The 5,497-nt window shown below is 42.5% G+C and carries 3 protein-coding genes; 2 read left to right on the top strand and 1 reads right to left on the bottom strand.

The window, feature by feature from the left end:
* Positions 1-336, top strand: a 336-nt coding sequence (locus H6F92_RS22775; protein WP_242030243.1) for a DUF4351 domain-containing protein, incomplete at its 5' end; no start/stop codon positions are given.
* Between the two features lie 53 nt (positions 337-389).
* On the opposite strand, the gene priA is transcribed toward H6F92_RS22775, so the two are convergent.
* On the bottom strand, positions 390-2,879 hold the full coding sequence (gene priA, locus H6F92_RS22770; RefSeq protein WP_190359603.1) for a primosomal protein N': 2,490 nt from the start codon (positions 2,877-2,879) through the stop codon (positions 390-392).
* A 658-nt stretch (positions 2,880-3,537) separates the two neighbouring features.
* On the opposite strand from priA, the gene H6F92_RS22765 reads away from it, so the two are divergent.
* Positions 3,538-4,671: an RNA polymerase sigma factor, RpoD/SigA family gene (locus H6F92_RS22765; RefSeq protein WP_190359602.1), complete on the top strand. Its 1,134-nt coding sequence runs from the start codon at positions 3,538-3,540 to the stop codon at positions 4,669-4,671.
* Positions 4,672-5,497: the final 826 nt, after the last annotated feature.

The following is a 5,497-nucleotide window of genomic DNA, read 5'->3' as shown; positions in this document are numbered from 1 at the left end:
GCTTCCTTAAACTTATTGTATAATCTGAGTAGAAATCTAGAAGCGTTATCGAAAAAAACACAGGAGGATAGGGAGTTTATTATGCGTTTAGCTCCACTTTACCAACAGGATAGAGAACAAGCGGTTCAAGAGGGACTGAAAACAGGACTACAGCAAGGTGTACAGCAGGAAGCATTAAAGTTAGTCCTCCGTCAACTTCAGCGACGTTTCGGGGAAATACCCCAGAATCTACAAGAAACTATCCGTAACCTTCCTGTGGAGCGCTTAGAAGACTTAGGACTCGCTTTATTAGACTTTGACACTTTGACAGATTTAGATAACTGGTTGCATCCGTGAACAATAGCGATCTCGCGTAGCGAGCGCGTTGCGAGCGCATTATCCATCCTTGATTATTCTATCGTTAAGGGGTCCACATCGATCGCCATACTTACCTTCGGTAAAACTAAGCTTTTCAGAGGAAGAAAAAGACGACCGATATCAGCCTTTTCTCCCGATAATTTTAACAGAATTTGCCAGCGATAACGGTTAGCCACGCGCATAATTGTTGCGGGTGCAGGTCCCAAAATATCCCAATCGGAACCGAAATTATTAACACATTCCTCTGCGACATTTTCGGCACTTTTCTGCACTGCTTCCCCATCTAAACCACTAAAGCGAATTAAGACTAAACTGCCGTAGGGAGGATAATTTAACCCCTCTCTCTGCATTAATTCCGTCTCGACAAAACCCTCATAATCGTGGGTTTGTACTGCTCTAATCACGGGATGTTCGGGGGTATAGGTTTGGATAATTACCTTTCCTTCTGTTTCTCCCCTTCCTGCTCTCCCTGCTACTTGGGTGAGGGTTTGAAAAGCGCGTTCGGAGGCGCGATAATCGGAGTGATAAAGTAAACCATCGGCTGCCATTACTCCCACTAAAGTAACTCGCTCTATATCTAATCCTTTGGTGAGCATTTGGGTTCCGACTAAGACATCAAACTCACCATCAGTAAATTTTTTTAATAGTTCCCGGGGAGCATTTTTATTACGGGTGGTATCACTATCAAAACGCAAGCAGCGCAAATCGGGAAATTCTTTGCTTAATTCTTGGGTGACTCGCTGAGTGCCAGTGCCGAAAAATTTCAGATAGGGAGAACCGCATTCAGGACATTGTTTCGGATGAATGCGACCATAGTTGCAGTAGTGACAGCGGAGTAATTCTTGCGCTCCCGGTTCGGTGTGGTGATAGGAGAGGGAGACATCACAGTGGGGACACTCCAGCACATAACCGCAACTTCGGCAAGATACAAAGGTACTATGTCCCCGACGACTGACGAATAAAATTGCCTGTTCTCCCTTGTCGCGCAGGGTTTCCAGCGCTGAACGCAGGGATTGACTAAACAGGGAACGATTGCCTCGCTGCAATTCCCGTCGCATATCGACGATTTCCACCCGCGGTAAGGGGCGATTTTGGATGCGATCGGGCAAAGATAGGTAAAGACGGGGATTAGCTTGGGATTCTAGCCATGTTTCTAGGGATGGCGTAGCCGATCCTAAAATTACGGTACAATGGTTTAATTGAGCGCGCCATTTAGCCACGGTACGCGCGTGATAGGTGGGGAGTAATTGACTTTGTTTAAAGCTGCTATCGTGTTCTTCATCGAGGATAATCATGCCTAGGTGGGGTAAAGGGGCAAAAATCGCCGATCTCGTCCCGATAATAACTTGCGGGGTTCCTGTCAACATCTGTCGCCAAGTATCGTATCTTTCTCCTTCCGAGAGGGCGCTATGATAAACATAGACTCGATCGCCAAAACGGGCCACAAAGCGATCGGTTAGTTGCGGTGTTAATCCAATTTCGGGGACTAAAACCAAGGCAGATTTACCCGCTGCCAGGACAGGTGCGATCGCCTGTAGATAGACTTCTGTTTTACCCGATCCCGTCACTCCATGTAAGAGAGCGCTTTCACCACCTTTTAGGGTTTGAATGGCTTCTAAAGCCTGTTTTTGACTAGAAGTGAGTGTTTTTGGTTGATCCCTGCTCATAATCGCCGAGGATAAGCGCAGAAATTCTCGATCTTGAATCACCACATAACCCTTGTCAATGAGCGGTTTAAAATGTTTTGTCCCCGCAAGTTGTGCCAATTCTGGCAGCCACATTTCTCCCCCCTGATGACGGAGAATTTCGACAATTTTGCGCTGATTTTCGGTTAAATCCGTAGGAAAGTCGGTTATCAGTAGGGTAATGGCTTTTTTTTGTTTAATATTGGTACTTTTGGGTGCTTCTAGATAGCTTTCTACCCAACCGCGCTTAACTAAGTCTCGGATACCGTAATTAGCATTTTTTACTTTTTCTTGCAGGTATTTCGCCGAATAATCGCCTTCTTTTTGATTTTTGAGCAGGGATAAAATCTGACGGGAGAGGGGAGTACAAAAAACTTCAGCACCGGGGGGAATCGCTTCTGGTTTTAATCTGATGCGACGTTGGGAACTTCGCAGTAAACCCGTAGGTAAAGCGACGCGAACAACGGTGATTAAATCCGTTGCATAGTATTGGGCGATTTTAGTCAATAACTGCCAATAATTATCGGGGAAAAAGCCCTTAGTAATCACATCTTCCACGGGACGAATTTGATTTTCTTCTAGTCCTGGAGGCAAATTTTCGAGAAATCTAAGAGCAATTCCCCCAATTACCTGAGAACCAAAGGGAACGCTTAAAATATCGCCGATTTCTACCGTTAAATCTGGGGGGACACTATAGGTTAATATTTGCTGATCCTCTTGACTATCTCTAGGATAAGGGCGATCAACCAAAACCTCTAACCACGGTTGTCTAGTTGTGGTTAATTGGTAAGGTGTGCGAGGTTCCGCTACAGTTAGAGTAGCATGGCGATCGAGCATGGTTATCAGTTATCAGTTATCAGTTATCAGTGGGAAGTGGGAAGTGGGAAGTGGGAAGTGGGAAGTGGGAAGTGGGAAGTGGGGAGAATGGGGTATTTAAATTATAGTTTAAAGCTTGAGGGGAATAAAACCAGTTAATTTTCTCTAAAAACAGTTTAAATATTGCTTTTTTGCCCACAAATTTTGATTTTTAGCTAGTGAAGTCTTCCAAAAAGAATTTTTATCCACCCTTAAGCATTGATAAAGTTAATGATAACTATTGACTATTAGCTATTAAATCGCACCATAGTTAGTCAAAAGTTGAGAATAGTTCTCAATAGGAAAAGCGAAGAATAGTAATAAAAAGCTGATGGCTATCTTGATTGTTAAGAAGCGTAATCTTTACCTAGTCAAATACCAAAAACCTTAGTTAGAGTGTATGAGTAGAAACACTGAAAGCTCCTCCCATTCACCAGAAAATCTGATTATCTGGTTCAGCGATTTGTAACAATCCACACAGAAGCGCATAATTATATCCCAGAAATGGCCGCCATTAATTAAGAAAACGTTTAAAAAATCTGCTCCCCGAAAATTCAATGTAACAATCATCCCATTGGGAGAAACTGAGTTTTTCCCCGCTATTATAATCCCACTCCATCCATAACCACAATAACTGCTTATGAAAATCTCTAAACTAGCCGCCGATGATAATTTTAATCACATCATTGCCCTGGAGACAAATCCTTTAGAACTGGACAGCATGGATTTTGGTGAAAGAACTGACGAAGATCTGACTGAACCTTTACCAGAACCCCTAAAAACCACTGCTGCAGGTAGTGGAACAGGATACGATAAAGGCAGCAATGAAGACACTGTTGGCGCATTTTTTAAAGAAATGGCGCGTTATCCCCTGCTTAGTGCGGAAGAAGAAATTGAATTAGCCTACTCGGTTAAGTTTCTCATGGAAGCGGAAGAAGTGCGCCAAAAACTGCAAGAAAATTTACATCGTCCCCCGACGAAAACGGAATGGGCGATCGCTTTAGAATTAGATAATGAACGTCAACTGGAAAACCGTCTTTATCGCGGACGAACAGCTAAACGGAAAATGATTCGTTCTAATTTGCGCTTAGTGGTTTCTATCGCTAAACGCTATTTAAATCGCGGGGTTCCTTTCCTAGATTTAATTCAAGAAGGTGCGATCGGACTCAACCGTGCGGCCGAAAAATTCGATCCCAATAAAGGTTATAAATTCTCTACCTATGCTTATTGGTGGATTCGACAAGCAATCACCCGCACTATTGCTAACGATGCGCGGACAATTCGTTTACCGATTCACATTGTCGAAAAACTCAATAAACTCAAAAAAGCACAGCGCATTCTCAAGCAAGATTTACAGCGCAATCCCAATGAACGAGAACTCGCAGAAGCGTTAGAAATGACTCCCGAACAATTGCGGCAATTATTACAATTGCGTCGTCAATCTCTCTCTTTAAATCATCGTGTAGGGAAGGGAGAAGATACGGAATTAGTGGATCTGTTAGAAGATGATGATCTACAACTTCCCGAAGATAAAATGAATGAGATGATGATGCGTCAAGAAATTTTCGCAGTTTTAAGTGATGTTCTCACGGAACGGGAAAAAGATGTTATCTCCCTCCGTTATGGTTTAGCTACCAGTCAACCCTATACCCTAGAGGAAGTGGGAGGAATGTTCAATTTATCTCGCGAACGGGTACGTCAAATTCAAACTAAAGCGATGCGAAAATTACGTCGTCCTCAAGTCGCGCGTCGTCTGAAAGGATGGTTACATTAATAATTTTTTCTAACTCGTTCTCTCCTCTCTCCTTTTTCCCGGAGAGCTTTTTTTGTCGATATTTAGCTTAAAATTAAGATCAACTTGATTGGATCTCTTGGGTTTGTCGGGTAAAATGTATTCTAAGATACAGTCCTTGGAACGAACCACAAAGACACAAAGGACACCAAGATTGAGCGCTCCTATATAAGTTATAGCAGTTTTCATCAGAATGAGGCATGGGCAAGGGGCTTAAGCCCCTTATTGGCAAAACTTGTCGATACCTCAGTAACGTCAAAAGTGCTATATTAAAGACTGATTATAGCGGTTTTCACAGAAGTGAGTCCCGATTGAAACGCTGAAACGCCTATCTATCAAGGGATTTACTGTACCTTATTAGACTGAAACCCGCTATATCTATTGCCCTTTTTGCCTTTTGCCTCTTGCATGAGTGCCTGTCCTGATAAGTAGCCTATACTCAACGGATTTAGTATCAGATTAACTCCTGTCAGTTCAACCTGCTAGAAATAATAGTCAGGGATTTTTTTCTGTTACAATTTATACAAAATAACGTGCGATTACCCTGGCCAAAATTGTTCAGGTTATTCTTAAACAAATACTTAAGCTAAGACGTATTTAAACCGCTTATTCTTAGATTAGCCGAATCTCCCCCCCCCGAACCCCTAGGGCTGTTTCATTTAAATTAAGTACAGCTGATTTTGAGTCAATAAATTTGGTTCTTCCGAACTTACCATGTAAAATCAACTAGCAAAATGCCAATTTAATAAACATCTAAGACTAAAGTTTTTAAAGTTTCTAAATCCCTAGCCTCTCCTTTTAATCACCT

It is taken from the genome of Microcystis wesenbergii FACHB-1317, from assembly GCF_014696875.1.
GTDB lineage: Bacteria > Cyanobacteriota > Cyanobacteriia > Cyanobacteriales > Microcystaceae > Microcystis > Microcystis wesenbergii_A.
Note: the sequence above shows the minus strand (reverse complement) of the source record. Positions and strands in the feature narration are given on the sequence as shown.